Annotated in this window: 23 protein-coding genes; 9 read left to right on the top strand and 14 right to left on the bottom strand. The window is 63.3% G+C overall.

Annotated elements, in window-relative coordinates:
- Positions 1 to 12 precede the first annotated feature (12 nt).
- Positions 13 to 432, bottom strand: coding sequence for a YidB family protein (locus JAB6_RS06635; protein WP_034751100.1), 420 nt, complete (start codon positions 430 to 432; stop codon positions 13 to 15).
- Between the two features lie 258 nt (positions 433 to 690).
- Here JAB6_RS06635 and JAB6_RS06640 point away from each other — a divergent pair, with 258 nt between their 5' ends.
- The 4 genes from JAB6_RS06640 (at position 691) to JAB6_RS06655 (ending at position 4744) form a co-directional block, all read left to right on the top strand.
- On the top strand, positions 691 to 903 hold the full coding sequence (locus tag JAB6_RS06640; RefSeq protein WP_034751103.1) for a hypothetical protein: 213 nt from the start codon (positions 691 to 693) through the stop codon (positions 901 to 903).
- 109 nt (positions 904 to 1012) lie between these two features.
- Positions 1013 to 1720 carry a hypothetical protein gene (locus JAB6_RS06645; protein ID WP_070301901.1) on the top strand — a complete coding sequence of 236 codons (708 nt, stop codon included), beginning with the start codon at positions 1013 to 1015 and terminating at the stop codon, positions 1718 to 1720.
- A gap of 73 nt (positions 1721 to 1793) precedes the next feature.
- The gene (locus JAB6_RS06650) at positions 1794 to 2267 is read left to right on the top strand and encodes a DUF6328 family protein (RefSeq protein WP_070301903.1); all 474 of its coding nucleotides are present in this window, start codon (positions 1794 to 1796) and stop codon (positions 2265 to 2267) included.
- A gap of 266 nt (positions 2268 to 2533) precedes the next feature.
- A complete protein-coding gene (locus JAB6_RS06655; RefSeq protein ID WP_070301905.1) occupies positions 2534 to 4744 on the top strand; it encodes a hypothetical protein in 2211 nt (736 codons plus the stop codon).
- A gap of 92 nt (positions 4745 to 4836) precedes the next feature.
- Here JAB6_RS06655 and JAB6_RS06660 read toward each other — a convergent pair whose 3' ends face one another.
- A complete protein-coding gene (locus tag JAB6_RS06660; RefSeq protein ID WP_034751112.1) occupies positions 4837 to 5301 on the bottom strand; it encodes a DUF421 domain-containing protein in 465 nt (154 codons plus the stop codon).
- Between the two features lie 30 nt (positions 5302 to 5331).
- On the bottom strand, positions 5332 to 6255 hold the full coding sequence (locus JAB6_RS06665; protein WP_034751117.1) for a LysR family transcriptional regulator: 924 nt from the start codon (positions 6253 to 6255) through the stop codon (positions 5332 to 5334).
- Positions 6256 to 6357: 102 nt separating this feature from the next.
- Between JAB6_RS06665 and JAB6_RS06670 the strand changes: the two genes are divergently transcribed.
- The 3 genes from JAB6_RS06670 to JAB6_RS06680 all read left to right on the top strand — a co-directional run bounded on the left by JAB6_RS06670 (position 6358) and on the right by JAB6_RS06680 (position 9322).
- Positions 6358 to 7374, top strand: a complete 1017-nt coding sequence (locus JAB6_RS06670) for an aldo/keto reductase (RefSeq protein ID WP_070301906.1) — start codon at positions 6358 to 6360, stop codon at positions 7372 to 7374.
- 19 nt (positions 7375 to 7393) lie between these two features.
- The gene (locus tag JAB6_RS06675) at positions 7394 to 7810 is read left to right on the top strand and encodes an SRPBCC family protein (RefSeq protein ID WP_070301913.1); all 417 of its coding nucleotides are present in this window, start codon (positions 7394 to 7396) and stop codon (positions 7808 to 7810) included.
- A gap of 294 nt (positions 7811 to 8104) precedes the next feature.
- Positions 8105 to 9322 carry an MFS transporter gene (locus JAB6_RS06680; protein WP_035818476.1) on the top strand — a complete coding sequence of 406 codons (1218 nt, stop codon included), beginning with the start codon at positions 8105 to 8107 and terminating at the stop codon, positions 9320 to 9322.
- A gap of 51 nt (positions 9323 to 9373) precedes the next feature.
- On the opposite strand, the gene JAB6_RS06685 is transcribed toward JAB6_RS06680, so the two are convergent.
- From JAB6_RS06685 to JAB6_RS06700, 4 genes are all read right to left on the bottom strand, one after another.
- Positions 9374 to 10072 (bottom strand): aspartate/glutamate racemase family protein, encoded by a 699-nt coding sequence (locus JAB6_RS06685; RefSeq protein ID WP_175444509.1) that lies wholly within the window; start codon positions 10070 to 10072, stop codon positions 9374 to 9376.
- A gap of 122 nt (positions 10073 to 10194) precedes the next feature.
- Positions 10195 to 10710 carry a hypothetical protein gene (locus JAB6_RS06690; protein WP_070301915.1) on the bottom strand — a complete coding sequence of 172 codons (516 nt, stop codon included), beginning with the start codon at positions 10708 to 10710 and terminating at the stop codon, positions 10195 to 10197.
- Between the two features lie 25 nt (positions 10711 to 10735).
- Positions 10736 to 12271 carry an ATP-binding protein gene (locus JAB6_RS06695; RefSeq protein ID WP_070301972.1) on the bottom strand — a complete coding sequence of 512 codons (1536 nt, stop codon included), beginning with the start codon at positions 12269 to 12271 and terminating at the stop codon, positions 10736 to 10738.
- Positions 12272 to 12282: 11 nt separating this feature from the next.
- Positions 12283 to 13113: an alpha/beta fold hydrolase gene (locus tag JAB6_RS06700; protein ID WP_070301917.1), complete on the bottom strand. Its 831-nt coding sequence runs from the start codon at positions 13111 to 13113 to the stop codon at positions 12283 to 12285.
- A gap of 249 nt (positions 13114 to 13362) precedes the next feature.
- Here JAB6_RS06700 and JAB6_RS06705 point away from each other — a divergent pair, with 249 nt between their 5' ends.
- Both JAB6_RS06705 and JAB6_RS06710 read left to right on the top strand, forming a co-directional pair.
- Positions 13363 to 14622 (top strand): PepSY domain-containing protein, encoded by a 1260-nt coding sequence (locus tag JAB6_RS06705; RefSeq protein ID WP_070301973.1) that lies wholly within the window; start codon positions 13363 to 13365, stop codon positions 14620 to 14622.
- A 297-nt stretch (positions 14623 to 14919) separates the two neighbouring features.
- Positions 14920 to 17223, top strand: a complete 2304-nt coding sequence (locus tag JAB6_RS06710; protein ID WP_254671502.1) for a TonB-dependent receptor — start codon at positions 14920 to 14922, stop codon at positions 17221 to 17223.
- Here JAB6_RS06710 and mdcH read toward each other — a convergent pair.
- From mdcH to JAB6_RS06745, 7 genes are read right to left on the bottom strand one after another with little or no spacing between them, the layout of a single operon-like run.
- Positions 17220 to 18158: a malonate decarboxylase subunit epsilon gene (gene mdcH, locus JAB6_RS06715; RefSeq protein WP_070301974.1), complete on the bottom strand. Its 939-nt coding sequence runs from the start codon at positions 18156 to 18158 to the stop codon at positions 17220 to 17222. The two genes, JAB6_RS06710 and mdcH, sit on opposite strands and share 4 nt — an antisense overlap.
- Entirely contained in the window at positions 18155 to 18763 is a 609-nt protein-coding gene (locus tag JAB6_RS06720) for a malonate decarboxylase holo-ACP synthase (RefSeq protein ID WP_070301927.1), read from the bottom strand. Before JAB6_RS06720 ends, mdcH begins: the two co-directional genes overlap by 4 nt.
- On the bottom strand, positions 18763 to 19527 hold the full coding sequence (madM, locus tag JAB6_RS06725) for a malonate transporter subunit MadM (RefSeq protein WP_046685085.1): 765 nt from the start codon (positions 19525 to 19527) through the stop codon (positions 18763 to 18765). Before madM ends, JAB6_RS06720 begins: the two co-directional genes overlap by 1 nt.
- A complete protein-coding gene (gene madL / locus JAB6_RS06730; protein ID WP_070301929.1) occupies positions 19520 to 19939 on the bottom strand; it encodes a malonate transporter subunit MadL in 420 nt (139 codons plus the stop codon). Before madL ends, madM begins: the two co-directional genes overlap by 8 nt.
- Positions 19940 to 19994: 55 nt before the next feature.
- Entirely contained in the window at positions 19995 to 20807 is an 813-nt protein-coding gene (mdcE, locus tag JAB6_RS06735) for a biotin-independent malonate decarboxylase subunit gamma (RefSeq protein WP_070301931.1), read from the bottom strand.
- Entirely contained in the window at positions 20804 to 21658 is an 855-nt protein-coding gene (locus JAB6_RS06740) for a biotin-independent malonate decarboxylase subunit beta (protein ID WP_070301933.1), read from the bottom strand. The genes mdcE and JAB6_RS06740 overlap by 4 nt, the downstream gene beginning before the upstream one ends.
- Entirely contained in the window at positions 21655 to 21963 is a 309-nt protein-coding gene (locus JAB6_RS06745) for a malonate decarboxylase subunit delta (protein ID WP_070301935.1), read from the bottom strand. Before JAB6_RS06745 ends, JAB6_RS06740 begins: the two co-directional genes overlap by 4 nt.
- Positions 21964 to 22015 lie beyond the last annotated feature (52 nt).

Genomic DNA, 22015 nt, shown 5'->3' on the forward strand with positions numbered 1-22015 from the left:
AAGGCCAGGGAATCAACCGAAGATCTTGCCCTTGAGCATATTCAAACCCTGGCTGACGAGGTCATTGCCTTCCGGTACCTGACCATCAGGGGTCAGTTTGTCGATCAGCTGGGGCAGCAAGGCTGCCAGGCCGCCCGAAGCCGCGTCCGGTGCGACGCCCGCTTTTTCCGCGATCTGGGTGATCGTGTCGCTACCGAGCGCATCCTTGATCTGTTCGCCGGAGACGGGCGCATTGGCACCCGTGCCGATCCAGCTGGCCACCTGGTCGCCCAGGCCGCTTTCCTGGAATTTCTGCAGCAGGCCGGGCAAGCCGCCATGCTGGTTGACCAGGTCCATCACACTGGCCATCAATCCCGATGGGGCTTCCCCGTCAGCACTTTTGTTGCCCAAAGCGCTCATCGCCTGTCCTGCAAGTTGATCTAGCAAACTCATCGTATTCTCCTGAACGCTATCGATTGGTGCCGCGTGACTGCGGCTTCGGTATGGCGCAGACCATTCTGCGCCACGGAAATCATTATACTATGAATAATAAAAATGCTATAATTGCAATCTTGAGGCGAACGCACAGATCGCCTCACTGTCGAGGCATCCACCTCCATCATATTTAGTTCGGCCCAACTTGCAAGCGTAAATTGACAGTTTGCAAAAACGTGTAGAATTAATTTTCCACTTACTGAGGAGTATCAACACATGAACATCAATAAAGCGGTAGACAAGGCTTACGAAAAAAAGACCTTCAAGGAAATCGCTGATGCGCCCGTCGATGCGCTGCAAGGCGTGAGCGAAAAGGATGCGGAACTGCTCAAGCAAGCGTTCAATATCAAGACCGTGCGCGATCTGGCGAACCTGAAATACTCGAAGTGGGCGCGCGCCATCGTCACCCTGGCCGATACGGAAGAATAAACCGGGCCATGCCGCAGGCATTCCCCTCAGCACAGCCCGCCCGAGTCGGCGGGTTTTTTCATTCCGGCCCACTATCGGCTGGCAAGCCGATAGCCGCGCGGAGGCGCCGTTGACCACGCCGCTGACCCTGCCCGGCATCTGCTGGCCCCTGCAAGCGAGCACGGGCCACCTTGCCGTCACCACGCAGCACATCACGGGCCACTTTCGTGCCGGCGCGGGCGAAGATGCCATCATCGTGTGCGATCTGTTGGCAGCCGGGAAATTCCGCAATGGCGCGGCGCGCCACTGGTGCCGCACGCACCAGTGCTACTGGGGCACGCAGGCCGACGTGGCCGACTGGCAGTCAACGCGGCAGATGCGTTGCCGCCAGCACGCCAGTCCCATGGGCTACGTGCTGTATCCGGCACTGTTCGACCCCAGCCAGTTTCACGCCACGACCTTGCGCCCGGGCCCCGATGGCGTGCTGCAACTGCGCGCCAAGGCCGATGATGGCGGCGCCCTGCTGGCGCGCGACCTAGCCGCGCTGGCCATCGATTGCCGCGCCCTGCCCGGCCTGTTCCCGCCCGACGTCGTGCAGCTGAACATCACGCCGCCCGCCGCGCAAGCGTTCACCGCCGCCTTGCAGGCAGGCACGCCGCTGGACTGCAGCGACTGCGCCCGCTGCGGCCATCCGCACCTGGACCTGGGCAGCTTCGCGCTGGCGCCGCACCGGCGCCACAGCTGCGGCCATTGCGGCCACGACGCCTCGCACAGCGCCACGGCCATCGTCTCGACGCCCCTGTGGCGGCTGCGCCAACGCTACGCGCAATGGTTCTGAAGGTGCGTCCGCCCACAGTCGGCCTGGTCGCTTGTGCGTAGACTGGCCCCATCACCACCACGAGGACGGCACCATGCCACAAACGCAACACCAGGATGAAAATGGCCAACCGGGCGACGAAGGCGATTTGTCCGACCTGCTCAGCGAATTGCGCATCCTCTTGCCGGGCGCGCAGATGCTGACGGCCTTCCTCATCATCCTGCCCTTCAACGGCGGCTTCGCGAAGATCGTGCAGGCGGAAAAAGTCGTCTTCCTGCTGACGTTCTTCCTGTCCATGACCAGCCTGGTGCTGCTCAGCGCACCAGCCATCCAGCACCGCGTGATGCGCCCGCTGCAAGACCGCGAACGTTTCAAGCGCGTGGCCGACCGCATCATGATGTGCGGCGCCTTTTCCCTGGCGCTGGCGTTTATTCTAGGCACGAACCTGGTGATGTCGGAAGTGTTCGGCCACATCGCCGGCATCATCGCCGGCGTCCTGATGGGGTCACTCATCATTTGCATGTGGTGGTGGCTGCCCCTGCACCTGAAAAGCAGCAAGAAGATCTAAACGCAGCTGGCAGCGCCCAGTCCGCGTCCGGCAACTATCGTAGGCATAGTCGCTTTCATATTCTACGTGTCAATATTTTCCATGGGATCAGAAATTCCTTGCGCCGTCCGTCTCCGAGTGACATCAGAGCGATTCCCCCGTCCTGGCCATCTGCATGGCTGCCGTCATGCAAATACAGCTTGCGCACCTCGACGCCAAGATTAGTATGAATGCAATATTTTGTCGTTGTACAACTAGTATCGAATCCGCATTGAAAGGATGACAACTTGGATCCCGACCTCGACCTCCTCAAGAAACAGATTGAATTGATGGCCTTGCACGCGCAATCGAGCATGGACCCCGCGCAAGCAAGGGCATTCGAGGCAGCGACACGGAAAATGCAGGCGGAGTATGAAGGGGCAAAACGCATCCTGGCCGACAAGAACGCCAGCGCGGAAGCCAAGAAATATGCAAAGGACGTCACGGACGCCATCAACAAGAACTTGCCCAACATGGTCAAGGGCGTGCTGTCCGCAGCGAGCGCCTTCAAGTCGGGCGACTATATCAATGGCAGCGCCGCCATCATGGATATCTGCGCCGCCGGCATGCAGCTGATCGGCAGCCTGTCAGCCGGCGCCGGTCCGTACGGCGCGATATTCGGCGCCCTGTTCAGCATTGTCGGTCAACTGCTCACCTATTTCGGGCCAAAGCAACCTTCTCTCAAGGATCAGATCATTGAAGCAATGAAAGGGTTGAACGCGGATGAGAAACTGCGTGAAGTCAAGGCCAATGGCAGTGCGGTTGATCAATATATGGCGACCATAGGCCGCATCAAACTGGATCTGTCCGAAATTCTGCCGACGCCCTTGAACACGGTGGAGAATCGGGTGAAGGTCCACAAATGTCTCGATAGTTGCATTATTTCAATAAATAATGCGTTTACCATTATTTCCGTTTTATACGACAAATGGATGACCGCCGAATGGCTGAAGGACGAAAAAACCCAGGACCTGGAGAAATGGCCGGAAATCCTCGGCGTTTTCTGCCGCACCTACGCCGATGCGCTGCTCGCCCATGTACTGCTGGAATCCCTCGTCGACCATGAAATGGTGGGGCGGCAGCTGGAGCAGGCCTCGATTCGAAATCCGGACTACAAGAACACGCCGCACGAGTATGACGCGATCTACGACCGTTTGATACGGCTCGAAGCGGACATGGAGGCGCTGCCCAAGCTGTGGAACGACGGCAACACCCAGATGCTGGAATGCCTGAAGGCGATCGAACCGGTCGCCCGCGACCGGGGCCTGTTCGCTCACCTGGGCACCAACATGAGCAAGAACCTCTACGCCGCGACGGGAGGCAACGTCACGCGGACCGGCGAATGGAAGCCTTTTCAGATCGGCTACGGCAATCGTGGCCGCCGCTTCGCCTTGACGATGCCAAAGACAGAGGCAGGCTCGCTGAAGCCGCGCTATCACCTTTTCTTCTGCCAGCACTGGAGCGCGTCCGATAACGGCGACATGGAACACGGCTGGATGGATCCGACCACGATTGAAGTGTCGGACATGAAAGAAGTATCCGGTGATAAATTCCATGACGTCTGGGCGCTGCCGTCCCCCGACGACAGCCGCGCATCGTTCGTCTACACGGCGCGCAATGAAGGCAGGCAAGGCTCCATCAAGCTCCATCAATTGAATGACAGCGGAGAGTTGAAAGCCGGAAATTGGCAGCCGGCGACCAAGGCCGGCGTCGTCAACGTCCGCGCCATCACCCATCCACCCGCGACATTGCCCGATGACCCGGACGGGGCCGCCATGCTGCCGGCCCTCCTGCAAGGGACGGACCATTACAACTCCATCATGTACGGCGCCCTTGCCGCTTCCGGCGAGCTTTACGTTGACCAGTCAAATACCCGCTGCTACGTGCCAGCGCCGTGGGGCAGCTATACCGGTATCGATGTCGATCCCTACTATGTCTGGGTTTTCGGGCCGATGGGCCTGGCGTGCGCCACGCACGCCTCGGTCATCAGCTGTATACGCGGCATCATCAAATCGCCCAGATGGATCAGCCATATCCCCGAAGCGCTGATCGGCGACACGCATACCCATCCGGGCAAAACGTGGCGGGACAGGTACACCCAGGCGAGGATTCCCTACCCGCCGCTGATCGGCATACAATCGCTGTCGCCGTGCAAGGATGGCACCCTGTTCGCCGGCATCACGACACGCACCGTTACAGCTGTACAACATGGTGGAGAAGTCGCCTACATCGCGACCGATACGCCAGCCCTGTATACGGCCCTCTACAGCATCAATATCAAGGATGGCAGCCTCAACGTGGGACCGTGGAGCAAGCTGCCCGGCGGCCCGCAGGCGCAACAAGTCCAGAAGATGGCCATCCCCTGCTGGTCGCTATTTGCAAGTTTGAAAGCACAGCTGGCCAAGACGCCTGTCATGGCCCCGCCTCCGCTGCGAACTGCCCGGCAGACCACGCTGTAAGCCTGCCCTGCCGCCATGGCTCGCCGTGGCGGCAGGAATCACAGAGACGGCAAGCGACGCACGGCGAAAGGAAACGCAGCATGGGCAAGCCGCTACCCCGCCTTTTGCAAAATGGTGATCTTGCCATCTGCCTCGAGGAACGCGCATTTCATGTCCGCCAACGGACAATCGGCCTCGCGCAGCGCCTGCTCGACATCGCCGCCGGCCACCCGGCATTTCTTGACGACATCCTCAAAAATCTGGCCGTCGCGCCCCAGCAGCACGGGCGTGCCATCGACGAGATCGGCGAACTTGCGGCTGCGCGAACTCAGCCATGCGATCAGCATGTTGAGGCAGATCAAAGTCAACGCCAGTACCAGGCCGGCGGGAACGGATTCGTCGCCGCCGGACAGGGAATTCGATACCGCCTCGCTCAGCAGCATGACGACCAGCAAGTCGAACGGCGTGAATTGCCCCACAGTCCGCTTGCCCGTCATGCGCACCATCAGCAGCAAGGCAAGGTAGATGATGACGGCGCGCGCCACCAGTTCCCACACCGGCACACTCAGATCGAACATGGCAATCCTCCCCACAGATGATTGCCTTATTTATACGTCTTTTTGCTCCGGCATGGCAACACCGCTGGCCTGCTCCAGCAACGTTTCGCGGAAAATCCCCACCAGCGGACGCAGGTTGACCTTGTGCCAGGCCAGCCACAATGGCGTGCGGTAGCTGAACCACGGCAGTGCGCGCACGATCACGCCGGCCGGCGCGTGCTGGCGCAGGCTGTGCTGGATCATGGCCATGCCCAGCCCGGCCGCCACCAGGCCCAGCGCCGTCAGCGGTTCCGTTGCTTCCAGGCGGATATCGGGCGTAAAACCAGCGCGCGCGCAGGCGGCGATGAAGTTATCGTGTTTCAGCACGCTTTCCTTGTGCAGCACGGCAATCCATTCCTGGCCCGCCAGGTCCTCGGGCGTCAGCTCCGCCTTGTGCGCCAGCGGATGCGTCTCCGGCAAGGCCAGCAGCATGGGATCGCTCAGCACTTGCGCGCAATCGAGGTCCGGGTCGTTCGGCAGCGGCGGTTCGCACAGCAGCGCGATATCGATGCTGCGCTGGCGCAAGCCTTCGATCTGCTCGGCCGAATGCAGCTTGTACAGGGCAATGTGCACCTGTGGGCGCGTGGCGCGCAAGGCGCGCAAGCCATCGGGCAAGACGCCCGCATGCATGGCGTTCTCGATATAGCCGATGCACAGGCCGCCCTCGTCGCCGCGTCCCAGGCGCTTGGCCAGCGCTTCCAGGCGATTCCCGTGCGTGATAAAAGCGCGCGCTTCGGCCAGGAAAGTATGGCCGTCGCGCGTCAGGCGGATGCGCTGCGCGCTGCGCTCGAACAGGGTCAGGCCCAGCCTATCTTCAAGCTGGGCGATTTGCCGGCTCAGCGGCGATTGGGAAATATGCAGGCGCTCGGCGGCCCGCCCCACGTGTTCTTCCTCGGCGACGGCGATGAAGTATTGCAATTGGCGGATGTCCAGCATATCAGACCTTTCAGGACTCAAGTTGCGCCAATTATGTCTTGGACAGGCTTAACTTGTCCAGCTATTCTGTCTTCACTGATCCACACATTGAAGGAAAACATCATGAGTATCAAACACTTACTGGCAGGAAAACTGGGTTTCGGCACGGCGCCGCTGGGCAATATGTTCCGCAACATTCCTGAAGAGGAAGCCATGGCGACAGTCGACGCGGCCTGGGAATCGGGCATCCGCTACTTCGATACGGCCCCGTTCTACGGCGCCGGCCTGGCCGAGCTGCGCCTGGGCGCCGCCCTGAAACAGCGCCGCCGCGACGATTACGTACTGAGCACCAAGGTCGGCCGCCTCATCCTCGACGAACTGGAAGACCCGGCAAGCCGCGAACTGGGCGAAAAAGGCGGCTTGTTCGAATTTGGCCGCAAGAACAAAATCGTCGACGATTACTCGGCCGACGCCACCCTGCGCTCGATCGAAGACAGTTTGAAACGCCTGGATACGGGCCACCTCGACATCGTCTGGGTACACGACATCGCCCAGGATTTCCACGGCGACAACTGGCTGGCGCAATTTGAAACGGCCCGCACAGGCGCCTTCCGCGTGCTGACCCGCTTGCGCGAAGAAGGCGTCATCAAGGCCTGGGGCGTGGGTGTGAACAAGGTGGAACCACTGGAACTGACCCTGGACCTGGCCGAAGCCCAGCCCGACGCCTTCCTGCTGGCCGGCCGCTACACCCTGCTCGACCATGAACGGGCGCTGCAGCGATTGATGCCTGCCGCCGCGAAACAGAACGTCGACATCGTCGTCGGCGGCCCCTACAGCTCGGGCATCCTGGCCGGCGGCGCGCATTTCGAATACCAGAAAGCCGCGCCCGAGATCATTGCAAAAGTGGAACGCATCAAGGCCATTGCCACGCGCCACGGCGTCAGCGTGAAGGCCGCCGCCCTGCAATTCTCGCTGGCCAACCCGGCTGTGGCTGCCGTGATTCCCGGCGCCAGCCGTCCGGAACGCCTGGCCGAAGACCAGCAAGCATTGAACAGCGTCATCCCCGCCGCCTTCTGGCAAGACATGCGCGCCGAGCAACTGGTGTCGCCATTCGCTCCCCTGCCAACCGGCAGCAACTAATATATAAAGGAAGACCATCATGGCCCATACCACCACCTCGATCGACATCGCCGCCACGCCGGCGCAAGTGTGGCAACTGATCGGCGGCTTCAACTCGCTGCCCGACTGGCTGCCGTATATTCCCAGCAGCACGTTAAGCGAGGGGGGCCGCATCCGCCACCTGGCCAACCCGGCCGGCGACGTCATCGTCGAGCAGCTGGAAGCGTACGACAATGCGGCGCGCAGCTACAGCTATTCCATCCTGCAGGCGCCGTTTCCCGCCACCGATTATCTGTCCACCCTGCAAGTGAGCGCGATTCCCGGCAGCGATGGCGCCCGGGTCAGCTGGTCGGGCCGCTTCACGCCCGTGGGCGTGAGCGAGCAGGAAGTGACGGAGCTGTTCCACGGCATCTACGTGGCGGGACTGGAAGCACTGCAGCAATCATTGACGAAGTAACAATCCGCGAAGACCATTTCCGCCACAGCCAGCTTTTCTTCGCCTGCCCTGTGGCGGAATCGCGCAAATTCCGTGTTATCGTTAACAACAAGAGCAAGCGTTATTGTGTGCAGTGCAGCATATTTCAGCCATCGCCCAGCAGAGCTTGCCCGAATCTTTTACAATGTTGTCTTTGGGCAGTTCCTATCGCCCGAAAATACCGGCCAGCCGACGACTCTGGTGGCGCATTGCCACTTCCGGCCGGGCCACAGCGCTTCTCTCCACCCTGTCATTCTTTACCCAACTAACAAGAACATGCACGCCTCCGTAGACCCATTGATTCCGCGCGTCACCGCGCCTTTTGGCGCTGGCTATGCCGACCTGGCCCTGGCCATCGGCGGCCTCGCCATCGGTACGGGCGAATTCGCCTCCATGAGCATCCTGCCCGTGGTGGCTGACGACCTGGGCACGACCTTGCCGCAGATGAGCCACATGATCAGCGCCTATGCGCTGGGCGTGGTCGTCGGCGCGCCCCTGATCACGATCTTCCTGGCCCGCATGCCGCGCCGGCTGATGCTGATCTGCCTGATGCTGATGTTCGCTGGCGGTAACTTGCTCAGCGCCATCGCCCCCAATTATGGCTTGCTGGTCGTCGCGCGTTTTGTCGCCGGCATCCCGCACGGCGCGTATTTCGGCGTGGCGGCCTTGGTGGCGGCCGCCCTGGCCGAACCGGACAAGCGGGGCCAGGCCGTCGCCCGTGTCCTGATGGGCTTGACCGTAGCCAATATCTTCGGCGTGCCGCTGGCCACGTATATCGGCCAGACCCTGGGCTGGCGCTCGGCCTTCTTGCTCGTCGCCGCGCTGGGTTTGCTGACCATGCTGATGGTGCGCATCTTCGTGCCGATGGTCGCCGCCGGCGATTCGAGCCCGCGCCGCGAACTGGGTGTGTTCCGCCGCCTGCAAGTGTGGCTGACCCTGCTGATGGTGGCGATCGGCTTCGGCGGCATGTTCGCCGTCTACACGTTCATCACGCCGACCTTGCTGGAAATCACGAAAGTGTCGCCCCTCGTCATCTCCATCTTGCTGGCCATCATCGGCGTCGGCATGACCGTGGGTAATCTGATCGGCGGCTGGCTGGCCGACCGCTCGCGCCTGTGGACCATCTTCGGCGTGCTGCTGTGGAACGTGGCCGCCCTGGCCGCGTTTACCTATACCAGCAGCAATGTGTGGCTGACGGCCATCAACCTGTTCGCCATCGGCGCCGGCATCGCCGTCGCTCCCGCCGTGCAGACGCGTTTGATGGACGTGGCCGGCGACGCGCAAACCGTAGCCGCCGCCCTCAACCATTCCGCCTTCAACATCGCCAACGCCCTGGGCGCCTGGGCCGGCGGCATCGCCATCGCCATGGGCATGGGCCTGCGTTCGACAGGCTGGGTCGGCGCCATGCTGGCCTGCGGCGGCATCGTCGTGCTCGGTATTTCCGTGCTGGTGGAAAACCGCAGCCGCAATGTGGGCGGCGCGCAGCCGGCTTGATCCGTGCAGTGAGCGGCGGCCGGTTCAGGCGGCCGCTCACTGCCCGCTCGTCTAGTCCTCGATGGCAAACGCCAACGCCGCCTCGCAATGAATGGCCGTGGTATTAAATAACGGCAAGTCGATATCTGCGGGCTTGACCAGCAATGGAATCTCCGTGCAGCCCAGAATCACGCCCTGCGCGCCTTGCAGCCGCAGTTTCTCGATGATGCCCAGAAAGATGTTCCGGCTGGCATCGGTAACAATATTCTGTACCAGTTCCGTGTAGATAATGTCGTGGACGACTTCCTGGTCGGCCGCATCGGGTGTCACTGTGGCGATGCCAAAGCGCTCCAGCGCGTCGTGATAAAAGCGGCCCGCCATGGTCTGTTTGACGCCCAGCAAGCCCACCTTGCGCACGCCCGACTGCTGCACCCGCTTCGCCGTTTCCTCGACGATGCTGATGAAAGGCAAGCCGATCCGCGGCACGACGGCCGGCGCGAAGCGGTGCGCGCCATTCGCGCACAGCAGGAAAAAATCCGCACCCATGCCTTGCAGGCGCTGCCCTTCCTTGACGAGGAATTGCTCGATGGCGTGGGAATCGGCTTGCGCCGCGTGCGCCACGAAATCGGCCTGGTCGATGCTGACCAGCATGATGCGCGCGCTATGCGCAGGACCGATGCGCGCCACCAGCATTTCATTGAGCAAGCGGTAGTATTCCAGGGTGGAAGCCCAGCCGATGCCACCGATCAAGCCTATCGTTTTATGTTGCACGTCTATCCTGGCAAAAAAGAGTTTCGTACATTGTATGTCACGCGTATCCAGACGACGGCAGAGAAGCACGCAGCGCTGCCGCCATCCAGATGGCGCGGCACCTTGCCGTCTATCCTCCGCATCTACCTGATGTCATGGCCATTGGAGGTCTGCCGCCGGTATTCGCGCTCAAACGCCGCCAGGCTCTCCGCTTGCGCCCACAGGCTGGCGATATAGCGGAATTCATCCTCGAACGGCTGCTCGAAATCGGCCACGTCCGTCGCATACTCGCAATTGCGGCTCAGCATGACCAGCCAGTCGGGATAAGCTAGCGCCGGGTACAAGCGGGTCAAGATGGCGTCGAGCGAAGCCACGCTTTCCCGCCCTGCCAGATAGGCGGCGCGCAACTCGACAATGAATTTGCCAGCGAGGAATTGCTGATCGAGCCGTTGCGTGCCCCGGTAGCGCTCGATGATCACGTCAGCCAGCGGCAGTACCTCGTCAACACCCCGGGCGCTGGCCAGCAGCACGACCTCGAGGTCGTCGCCTTCCTGGTCCAGATGCAAACGCTCCACGGCCCAATCCACGCAGCGGTCCGCCAGGGCAAAACCCATGCGCAGCTGGAAAACGGCGATTTCCAATTCTGTCAGTTGTTCCATGTCTTTCATTTTGCTGATGCCCTCCTCACTCCGCCCGCAGCATCTTCTGCAACACCGCATCAAGCTCATAAAAATCCACGGGCTTGGTCAGGTGCAGATCGAAGCCCGCATCGGATGCCATCTGGCGATCCTTGTCCTGGCCCCAGCCCGTGACGGCCACGAGGATGGCGTCCTTGCCGCAGGGTTCACTACGCAACAGCCGTGCCACGTCGTAGCCGTTCATGTCCGGCAAGCCGATGTCGAGCAGGATCACGCGTGGCATGAAAACTTGCGCCGCAACCATGCCGGCCGGGCCGTCGTAAGCCGTGCGCACTTCATAGCCGAGAATGTCGAGCGCCAGCGCCAGGCTTTCGGCCGCGTCGGCGCTGTCGTCGATGACCAGCACCTTGCCCTCGCGCGTGCCGGCCAGCAAGCGGCGGTTGGGCTCGGGCGGCGCTTGCAGCGGCACAGCGGGCAGCGGCAGGCGCAATATGAAGGTGCTGCCCAGCCCCACGCCATCGCTATGCGCGCTGATGCTACCGCCATGCAATTCAGCCAGGCCGCGCACCAGCGACAGGCCGATGCCCAGGCCGCCCTGTGCCCGCGACAGGGCCGGTTCCAGCTGCGAAAACATGTCGAACACCGTGTCCAGGTGCTCGGGCGCGATGCCGATGCCCGAATCGCGCACGGTAATGTGCACGTCGTTTTCCGTGCACGCCACTTCCAGCCCGATGATGCCGTTGGCGGGCGTGTACTTGACGGCGTTGGTCAGCAGGTTGGCAATCATCTGCCCCAGGCGCGTGGCGTCGGCGTCGAGCCAGATGGCTTGCGGCCATTGCTCCACGTGCACCGCGTGGTCCGATTGCGCGGCCAGCTCGGCCACGCTGTGCAGGGCCGCTTCCACCACGGGCGCCAGCTCCACGCTGGCGCGGCGCAGTTCCAGGCGCCCCTGCGTGATGCGCGACACTTCCATCAAATCGTCGACCAGGTGCGTCATGTGCGCCACTTGTCGGCCCAGCACGTCGCGGGCCCAGCGCAGTTGCGGATCGTCCAGCTGCGCCAGGCGCAGCACTTCCAGCACATTGCGCATGGGCGCCAGCGGATTGCGCAACTCGTGCGCCAGGGTGGCCAGGAACTCGTCCTTGCGCCGGTCGGCGGCCGCCAGCTGCTCGTTGAGTTCGCCAGCCTCCTTGCGCGCCAGCTGCAGCTGCTGCTCGTATTTGCGCCGGTCGCTGGCGACAAAGACGGCGATCTCGTCATAACGCACGCCCTCGTGCACGCGGCGCACGGCGTTGAACAGCATTGGTATGGATTGCCCCTGGCGCTGGCGCATGTCGAGCAGAATTTCCGACACGCTGCCCTGCACCTGCATCAGCGGCAGCCAGTGCGTCTGGTGGAACACGCGCCCACCGATGGTCAGCAAATCCTGCAGTTTCTTTTTCCCGAGCAATTCCTCGGCGCCATAGCCGAGCCAGCCGCAAAAGGTGGCGTTCGCCTGCACAATGGTGCCGTCAGCCGTGCACAGCAGCAAGCCGCAGGCCGCGTGCTGGAACAAGGTACTGGTATCAGGCAAGGAAGGCATGGTGTCGCGCATTACAGGTGCAGGCCGTCGAGAAAGCGGCGGATGGCGCGGTAGCTGGCATCGGGCGCGCTCATGTGCGGGCAATGGCCCACATTCTCGACCACGTGCAGGCTGCTGCGCGGCAGCATCTCGCGCAAGTACTCGCCCACGGACGGTGGCGCGATGAAGTCGTCGCGGCATTGCACGATCAGGGCCGGCGTGCTGTTGTGCGGCAAGATGGCGCGGTGATCGGACAAAAACGTGGTTTGCGCGAAATGCCGGGCGATGGCCGGGTCTGTGCGGCAAAAACTGTTCACAAGATCGTCTCCCAGCGCCGGCTGCCCGGGCGCGCCCATGATGGCAGGCGCCATGCCGGCGGACCAGCCCAGGTAATTGGCGTCCATGGCATCCAGCAGGTCGTCGATATCGGCACGGCTGAAGCCGCCCCGGTAGCCGGCCGCCGCATCGTCGACATAGCACGGCGACGGCGCCAGCATGATTTGCGCGGCGAACAACTCCGGCTCGGCAATCGTGGCCAGCAAGGCGCTCATGGCGCTGACGGAATGGCCGACGCAAATCACGGGACCGCCGCCAACGGCATGGATGACCTGGCGCAAATCGGCGCCGTGCGCATCGAGCCGCGCATAGCGATCGAAATCATAGGCGCCCTGGTCGGAAGCGCCACTGCCGACCAGATCGAACAGCACGGTGCGGTAGTGCGGACGAAACAGCGGCTCCAGATAGCGCCACATGGTTTGATCGCAGCCAAAACCATGCATGAACACCATGGTGGCTGCCGCGCCAGCCAGCGGTGCACCGCTGCGTTCGTTCACGCGGACATTGTTCCGATCTTCTATACGCATGCCGCTTCAACCTTGAATATTTCCATGTGGAATGTAAATTAACTTCTTGCTAGCATCTTAGCATGCGCCATTTGACTCGAGGCAACACCATTGGCGCTGGACAAACGCCATGCCACGGCGGATAATGAGAACGATTCCCATTATCAAAATAACAGGCCTGTACCAGGCCCATACTTGGCTTTTCCCTGTGCGCCCCGGTGGCGCCCGCTGGCGGCAACAAGCCGGTTTTATGTTGAAGGTTTGTACCGCATGCGCGCTTTCTGGACTGTCATACACCGCTGGGCCGGTCTCACCATTGCCCTCTTCCTCATCGTCGCGGGCCTGACGGGCGCCGTCACGTCGTGGGACCACGAACTGGACGAATGGCTTAACGCCGACATCATGGAAACGCCGGGCCGCGGCCCCCTGCAGCCGCCGTTCGTGCTGGCGCAAAAAGTGGCCGCCGCAGACCCGCGCGTGGAAGTCAATTACATGACCCTGGGCCTGGAAGAAGGTCATGCGGGCGCCTTCATGGTGCGCCCGCTCACCGACCCGGCCACGAACAAGCCGTTCGTGCTCGACTACAATACCGTCTACATCGATCCCGTCACGGCGCAGATCACGGGCACGCGCGATTCGACGGCCATTTCCCTGTCGCGCCGCAGCCTGATGCCATTCTTGCGCCATCTGCACTACAGCCTGCACGTGCCCGCCTTCTGGGGCACGGACCGCTGGGGCTACTGGCTGATGGGGACGGTGGCCCTGATCTGGCTGCTCGACAGCATGGTGGCGTTTTATCTGACCACGCCGCGCCGTTTGCGCCCACGCGCGCAGGATGAAGCGCCGCGCCACCGCGACGCCGCCAACTGGTGGCAGCGCTGGAAACCGTCATGGGTGGTGCGCTGGGCGGCCGGCGGCTACAAGCTCAATTTCGATTTGCACCGCGCGGGCGGCCTGTGGGTGTGGGCCATCATCATCGTCGTCGCGTTCACGTCGTTCTCCCTAAACCTGTACCGCGAAGTGTTCTATCCCGTCATGTCGCTCGTCTCGACCACCACGCCGGGCCCGTACGAAACGCAGACGCCGGCGCCATACGGCACGTATATCACGCCCGTGATCGGTTTCGAGCAAGCCGTGGCCATCGCCAAAAAGCAGGCCGTGCAGCGCGGCATCACCTCACCCATCGGCGGCATTTATTATGGTGGCAATTACTCGTTCTACAACGTCTCGTTCTTCGACCCGGCCGATGAATTCGGCGCCGCCGGCATGGGTTTGTCAAACCTGTACGTCGACGGCATGGACGGCAGCATCATCGGCCAGCACAAGCCATGGGAAGGCACGGCCGCCGACGTCTTCGTGCAATTGCAATTCCCCCTGCACTCGGGCCGCATCCTCGGCCTGCCGGGACGCATCATGATGTCCTTCATGGGCGTGATGGTGGCCATGCTGTCGGTGACGGGCATCGTCATCTGGGAAAGAAAACGTCGTTCGCGCCGCCTGCAAGCGGAAAAGCCCCAGCAATCCACCTGAAGCAACCGCTCCACGAGGGCGCAGGCGGACGCATTCGGTCTGCGCCGCACACGCGCAACGCGCAACTAATAGTAGCGGCCATCCCACCTCCTCACTTTGCTACACGGTAGCCGGCACATGCCGGCTGTCCGTGCTGCGCTTTCCGCTCGACTAATGCAGTTTACTTGCAATAGCATTATGCGCCAGCTATTGTTGCAACTCAATTGCATTTACACCTTCGTGCTGCGCCTGCGTCCAGCGCCAGCATCCCATACGCCTTTAGAGAGTCCTATGCGCCATCACGTATTCGCAGCCGCCATGCTGTCCACTTCCCCGCTCGCTTACGCGGCGGACGACGTCACCCTGCAAACCATCCAAGTCCGCGCGGACAGGCCTTCCAGCATCGACAGCGTCGTCATCGTCGAGAATACGCAAGCGCAGAACAGGACTTTGGGCGGCATGCTCGAGCATGTATCGGGCGTGCAAAGCAGCGCCTTCGGCCCGAATGCCGGCGCCCCCGTGATTCGCAGCCTCAGTGGCAGCCGCGTGCAAATCCTGGAAGATGGCCAGTCCATCCTCGGCATGAATGCGCTCAGCGGCGATATCAACATCCCGTTCGACCCGCTGTTTGCGCGCAGCGTCACCGTCAACAAATCGTCCGACAGCGTGCGTTTCGGCGGCAATGCGATCGGCGGCAGCGTGGACGTCGATTCCGGCCTCATTTCCAGGAAGATGGAGAGCAAGGAGAAAGACCTGGAGCTGGTGCTGCGCAAGGGCTTCAACGATGCCGACGCGCAAGGCTTGCGCATGAATTTCAACGATGGGAAGCGTTTCTCGACGAATCTGCAGATGTCCTTCCAGAAGATCGGGCATTACGATATTCCCGGCAACAGCAAGGCCGGCGTGTGCAACAGCCAGCTGTTCCCAGTGAAAGGCGGCGTGAATACCTTCCTGGCCGACAGTTGCCAGAAAGAAGCGCGGATCCAGCAAGTCTACAACAAGGCTTCGCAACCGTTTATCGACCAGTTCATGACGGAAAATCCGGACTGGGCGGACGGCGATTTTTCCTTTTATACCAATCAGCCGACGTCCGTCTGGCAGCGCAAGACCTACGTTAACCCGGCCAACCCCGCTTACGTGCCCGGTACGCCAAAGACGGTGCAGAACAAGATCAACAAGGACGTGACACCCGATTACCACGGTACCCTGGGCAACAGCCATGCCAGCAATTCCCACTTTGCCGTCGGCAGCACCTACTTTTTCGATCGCGGCTACGTGGCCGTCAGCCTCGACACCAAGAATAGCGAGTACGGCGTGCCAGGCTTTTCCATGGAAAACAAGTCGTTCGGCGCGAATTATGACGAGGGGTTGCCCGTCGGTGTCGTGATCAGCCAGGATAAATATGCGCTGGAAGCCACCCTGCGCGACCCCGTCGCGTATATGGAAAGCGCGCAACTGCGCGTGTCGCGCCTGAACAATACGTCGGGAGAACGCCTGGGAGCGGCGAAGGCCAACGACTACCGCTTCGACACCAACCAGGCCGAGCTGCTGCTGGCGCACCGGCGCGCGGGCCCCTTGAGCGGCTTGCTTGGCCTGAGCCATCAATCCCGCGACATCACCGGCAGCGGGCCGCAGCTTTACCTTCCCGATACGAGCACGGCCAGCAGCGCGCTGTTCGTCAAGGAAAGCCTCGACGCCGGCTGGGCCACCTTCGATGCCGGTTTTCGCCATGAAAAAGTGGACCACGACATCCGCCAGAGCGCATTCAAGACGTCGCGGAATGCGAAAAACGCCAAACTCGAGGACAGGTCGTTCAGCCTGAACAGCTATAGCCTCGGGGCCTCGGCCAAGCTTGGCCAGCTGTTCGGTGCCAAGCTGCGCCATGCATCGTCGGAAAGAGCGCCCGACGTCAATGAGTTGTATGCGAGCAACCGCCACTATTCGATCATGACCCAGGAAGAAGGCAACCAGGATTTGAAGGCCGAGCGCGCGCGGAATACCGAGCTTACCGGATTGTTCGGCCATCGCGGCTTCCAGTTGTCCGCCACCGGCTACGTCATGAAGTATGAAAACTTTCTGTACCTTGGCCACTCGGGACTGCAGACGGCCAATCGCCTGCCATTAAAATATTGGAAGCAGACCGATACGACGGTCAAGGGATTCGAGATCGACGCCTCGCAGCTCATTGAGCTTGGCGGCTACGGCAAGCTGAACCTCTCCGCATTTGCCGACCTGGTCAAGAACAAGGCGGACAATCCGGACAAGCTGCGCGTGCACAACGACGGCGCCTACCTGCCCAACATGCCCACCAACCGCTATGGCGCGAATGTATTGTGGGAAAACAAGGGGTGGAAGACGCGGCTTTCCGGTACGCGGTACGACAAGCAGAAGTACCTGGGAAAAAGCGTCAGCGAGGAAGTGCCGCTCGACGGCTACACCATGGTGAATTTCCAGGTGAGCCGCGCACTGCAGGTGCCGAATTCGCCGTTTGCCGGCATCGACGTGTTCATCAGCGGCACCAACCTGCTCGATGAGGACGCCAGGCCACACAATTCTCCACTGAAATACATCGCGCCCTTGCCGGGCCGTGGCTTCCAGATTGGACTGAGCGCCAGGCTCTAAGGCGCGGCGCCATCCCGCTCCCGCCTCACCAGCGCCAGCAGGCTGTCGGCCCGGTTGCCGTCGCAGCAGATGGCCACTCCATCCGTGAAGTCTGGCGCCGTCAGCCGCGTCAGGACGCTGCCGGGCGGCATTTCCAGCGCCAGCCTGGCGCCACGTTCCCACGCCAGGCGCGCGGTAGCGGTCCACTGCACGCGCTGCGCCATGTTGGCGGCCAGGCTGTCGCGGATGCGGGCCGGGTCGAACAGCGCGCGCGCCGCGCTGCTGCTCAGGTAGACAAGCGATGGACGGCGCACGACCACGCCATCGAAGGCGGCAGCCATGTCGCCGGCGGCAGCCTCCATCAACGGACAATGCGACGGCACGCTGACGGCCAGGTGCTTGGCCTTGCTGGCGCCATGCGCGAGGGCCAGCGCCATCACGGCGTGCAAGGCGGGCTCGCTGCCGGCAATGGCGATCTGGCGCAGCGCGTTCAGGTTGGCGACATATACGGGCGTTGCAGCGCCATGCACCTGCGCCAGCAAGGGTTCCAGCTGCGCCAGGTCCAGGCCGATGATGGCCGCCATGCCGTAGCCGGCCGGATACGCGTGCTCCATCAACTCGCCGCGCCGCGCCACCAGGCGCACGGCGTCGGTGAAATCGAGCGCGCCGGCGACGACGGCCGCCGCATATTCTCCGATGGAAAAGCCGGCCACCATGTCGGGCAGCGCACCGCGCGTGGCCAGGGAGCGCGCCATCGCCACGCCCGCGATCAGCAAACACAGTTGCACGGCCCGCGTCGACGCCAGCGCGTCAGCCGTATCCAGCGCCAAAGGATCGTGGCCCAGCACTTCAGCCGCTTCGGCCAGGGCCGCCGCCACGGCCGCATCGCCGGGCAACGCATGCAGCATGCCCGGAGTCTGGGCACCCTGGCCGGGAAAGGTAAACAAGACGCTCATGCCAGCTCCCATGGCGTGGCCGTCAGCACGGGACCATGATCCGTTTTCAGCAAGACCCGGCCCCGCCCCGCCGCCCACTCGGCATACGCAAAGCCGCCACGGCCCGTGTCGATCTGCATGTCCAGCCGGCACGCCGTGACAGTGGCCGCGATGGCGCGCAGGGCGTCGGCCCGGGCGAGGTCCGGCGGCGCGCCGATGCGCAGCACGAGATCGAGGTCGCTGTCGGCGCGCAGCACGGGCAAGCCGCTGGCCAACGCGAAACCGACGCCGCCCGTCGGCCCCCAAGGCCAGCCCGTGGCGTCGAGCAGCGGCGCAACTTGCCGCAGCGCGTCGAGCGCGGCGCAGGAAAAATCCGGCACTGGCGCATGCGCCAGCATTTCCGGCGTGACGCGGCGCACGACGGCGGCGGCGTCCACTTCGCACGCATGCCGCTCGCTGCGCAGCATGCCGCGCATACCCACGGGGATGCGCCCAGGGGCCGTGCTGGCGCGCCGCACCACCAAGGGCGCCGCCTGCAGCCAGGCAGAGTCGGCCCAGGCGGGCAAGGATGCGCCGTCCGGCAAGCCGTCCAGCCACAACAGATCATGCGCGCGCCAGGCTTCCATCAGGCAACCACCGCCTTGACGGCAAAGAACAGCAACGATGGACCCAGCAAACAGCCCAGGCCCGTATGAAACGTGGCCACCAGCGCGCCATACGGCACCAGCTTGCGGTCGGTGGCGGCAAGGCCCGCCGATACGCCGCTGACGGTGCCGGCCAGGCCGCCGAAGACCATGGCCGAACGCGGCGTTTTCAGTCGCAGGAAACGCGCCGCGGCTGGCGTGCCCACCATCACCAGGATGGCCTTGATGAGACCCGCCGCGATACTGAGCGCCATGACGTCGGAACTGGCGCCGATGGCCGCACCCGTGACGGGGCCGACGATGTAGGTGACGGCGCCGGCGCCGATAGTGGTCATGCTGACGGCATCCGAATAGCCAAATGCATACGCGATGCCCGCGCCGACGAGAAACGGCAGCACCACGCCCAGCATCAGCGCCACGACGCCGATCAGGCCAGCCTTGCGCGCTTCTGTCGCCTGCACCTCGAAGGCCGTGGCGACGATGGCGAAGTCGCGCAGCATGGCGCCGCCCATCAGGCCGATGCCGCCGAACAGCGACAGATCGGCCAGTCCCTTGTGGCCGCCGCTATGCACGCCGCCCCAGTAAGCGAGGCCCAGGCCGATGACGATGGCGATGGCCGAGCCGTGCACGCGGCCCAGGGTCAGATACTTCGACAGCGCCACCGACAGCAGCATGATCAGGCCGACAAAAGCGAATGCCGTCACCAGGCCATTGTGGATGGCGGCTTTTTCAAAGAGATCAAGCATGACGGTGCTCCTTGCTCAGCATCGAGTCGGCTTCGGCGGCGGCAGGGTTTTCCATGCGCGGGTTTTCCATGCGATTAATGATGGAAATCACGGCGCCGCAGACAAGCACGGAACCGATGGCGGCCAGCACGGCCACCGGCCCGCCGCGCAGGGCCGCCACCACGTCCTGCTGTGCAGCCATCGCCACCACCACGGGAATATACATGGCGCCCCAGTATTCGACGCCCCGCTCCGTCATCTGCGGCAGCCAGCCGCGCCGCTGCATGTAAAGCCGGGCGCAGATCAGCAGCAGCATGGCGATGCCCACGCCGCCCACGTTGGTCTTGACGCCCATCAGCTGCCCGAGCAGGTCGCCCAGGAAGATGCCGAGCAAATGGCATAACGCCAACAGTGCGGTTCCGTAAATGATCATGATTGTCTCCGTTATAGGAATAGGAATGACTTGCTGTCTTCTCTGTTTGTTTCCCCTACCACTGCTGCCCCAGCACCTCCCTGACTTTTGCCGACGCCTGGCGGTGCGGCGCGCCCAGGCGGCTGGACAGGTCGCGCTCCGGGTCGGCGCGGATGTCGGCCAGGGCCGCCTGCAGGCAGGCCTCGACGGCGGCCTTGTCCTGTGCCGACGGATCGTCCGGCTGCGCCACCTGCAAGGTTTGCCACAGCAGGCCCAGGGTGGCGTAGTTGCCAATGTCGTAGGCCATCGGCGCGATGCTGGCGGCCAGCGCTTCGAGCGCTTCCACGGTGCGCAGGGTGATGCGCGCCGCCGACGCCTTGCCCATCGCATGCACCATCACTTGCGGGTCGTCGAGCGCGATCAGGCGGTTGGCCTGGTAGCCGTGCGCGAGGAAAGCGCCCGACATGGCCTTGCCGACGATCAGGCCGATCACGGGATGGCCGGCCAGGCGCGCCTCGGCGTATGCGCCTGCCGCGCCGGCCAGCGCCTGGTGGATGCCGTACGCTTCTTCGCGCCGGCCATACGCCTGGCTGGCCACGTCGATGACGGCGACGATGGGCCGTTTCACGGCCAACTCGCGGTCTTCAAGCACCACCTGCCGCACGGCGCGCGCCAGTTGCCACGCCTCGACCAGGCCGACTTCACCGGTGCGTGCACGCACAAAACGGTTGTCCGGGTCGGGCAGCACGGCAATGTAGCGCGCAGGCTCGTCCGCCAGCGGCGCGTCGACCACGCGCACGGAAGGCGGATAATCAGGCAGCGGCGCGGCATGCTGCGTCAGGGCCGCGAGCCAGACGGCGCCCCGGCTCGTATCGGTGATGGCGTTCATGCTGCTGCTCCTTTGCTGTAGATGGTGCGCACGGCTTGCGGCGTGGCTTGCGGGCCGGCGTCCACTTGCGCCAGGCGGGCGAGAAAATCGTCAGCCTGGCTGCTGCGGTGCTGTGCTGGCACGCCGCGCGCGAACAATTCGGCTACCGTGGCGCGCATCTGCGCCGTGTCGTCTTCCACATAGGCGTCGGCCAAGCCGCTGTGGAAGCGCTGTTCGCCGCCCGTCAGGCTCCAGATGAACGGTTTGTTGCGCGAGTCGAATTCGTCCACGCCCGCCTCCTGCTCGATCACGGCCGGACCGTTGAGACCCAGGCGCGCCTCGCGCGTGACGACAAGGTAGCTGCACAAGCCCGCCGCGATCGACATGCCGCCGTAGCAGCCGACGGTGCCGGCCGTAATGCCGATCACGGGCTGGTAGCGGCGCAGGTCGACGATGGCCGCATGGATGTCGGCAATGGCAGCGAGGCCCAGGTTGGCTTCCTGCAGGCGCACGCCGCCCGTTTCGAACAGGATCACGGCGCGCGTCGGGATGCCGTTGCGATTGTCGCGCGCCGCCAGTTCCAGCGCGCCGGCGATTTTCGCGCCGCCCACCTCACCCATGCTACCGCCCTGGTAGGCGCCCTCGATGGCCAGCACCACGGCCGGCTGGCCGCCGAACAGGCCCTTGGCCACCACCACGCCATCGTCCGCCTGGGCCGTCACGCCCTGTTTAGGCAGCCACGGCGAAGCGATGCCGCAGAACGGGTCGAGCAGTTCGCGCATGCTGCCCGCATCCAGCAAGGCCTTGGCCCTGCTGCGCGCGCCCCGTTCGATGAAGCTGTCACGCTCGAGTAATTGCTGCAATGTGCTCATGCCGCCCTCCCCGCTTGCAATTCTTCGTACGCTTGTTCGATGCGCATGCGCACCACGCCCGGCGTGGCGCCGCAATCGTTGATGACGATGCGCGCCGCCGGCAGCGGCTCGCCGCCGAATACGCGCTGCAACAGCGCATCCCACACGGTGCCCTTGCCATCGACGGAGGTGTTGACGACGATGCGGGTCACGCCATCGCTGCCCGGCTGCAGCAGCACTTCCAGGTCGCCCGAGCCGACGACGCCGGCCAGCGCGCGCCCTGCCGCCGGCTGCCCGGCCGGGAATGTATAGTCACGCGTTTCCATGCGCTTCTCCTTGCGTCAATCGGTCGAGGAACAAGGCTCTTATACACATCTG

It is taken from the genome of Janthinobacterium sp. HH104 (genome assembly GCF_001758715.1).
GTDB classification, from domain to species: Bacteria; Pseudomonadota; Gammaproteobacteria; order Burkholderiales; family Burkholderiaceae_D; genus Janthinobacterium; species Janthinobacterium aestuarii.